Consider the following 887-nt stretch of genomic DNA (forward strand, 5'->3'; position numbering starts at 1 on the left):
GTCGCTCCGCGGGGCTGCCGCAGGAGGTCGCCGTGGCGGTCGAAGAGGCGGACGCCCTCGCCGCCGCCGGTTCCCCCCACGCTCCCGCCGCCCGGCTCGCCGCGGCGAAGCTGGCTCTCGAGACAAACGCCCCGCCCGCCGTCGCGCTAGCCTTGGCCGAACGGGCGGCGCTCGCTTTGCGGAACACGCAGACGACCGCGGACCGCGACGCGGCGGTCGAGCTGCTCACGCAAGTCTTGAAGGACGCGGCGGCGTCGGAGGAGACGGCGTCGGCCCATCTGTTGTTGGCGTCGTTGTTCGCGGATCGGTTCGACGGGCGGCCCTCGCCGGAATCGCACCGGGCGCTGACGGAGGTTCTGACGGAACACCGCACGCGGTTCGCCGCGTTCCCCTCCGCCGCGGCGGCGACATGGCGGTTGGCCCGGCACGAGGAGGTCCGCGAACAACGCTCGCAGGCGCTCCCGCTGTATCGGGCGCTGTTGAACGACCCGGCCCGCGGACCGGCGGCGGCGGCGGGGCTGGCCCGCAGCTATGAGGGCATCCTGCGATGGCTGGGCGAGGAGGAGCGCCGGGCAACGGCCGCGGGGGAGGCGACGCTCGCCCTCGCTCGTCGGCTGCAACAGGGCGAACGACGGGCGGCGGCGATCGCGGAACTCACCCCGCTGGCGCTGGATTCGCTTGATGCCCGCCCCAATGAAGCCCGACCCAATGAAAGAGCCCCGTTGCTCGCCGCGACGCGGGCCGAGCTGCAACTGCGCACCGCCCGCGTGCTGCTGGAGGGGGGCACGCCGGAGCTGGGTCCGCTGCCGGCCGATCTCGCCGCCGCCGACCGGCTGCTGACCGCGGTGCGAACGACCGCGGAGCGACAGGGCGCCGCGGACCGGGCC

1 protein-coding gene is annotated in these 887 nt (G+C 75.0%); it reads left to right on the forward strand.

Annotated features, from left to right (window positions below; genetic code table 11):
* Positions 1 to 887, forward strand: an 887-nt coding sequence (locus LzC2_RS21550; protein WP_171190073.1) for a hypothetical protein, incomplete at both ends; no start/stop codon positions are given.

Origin of the sequence: Alienimonas chondri, assembly GCF_013036045.1 — a bacterium.
Lineage (GTDB): Bacteria > Planctomycetota > Planctomycetia > Planctomycetales > Planctomycetaceae > Alienimonas > Alienimonas chondri.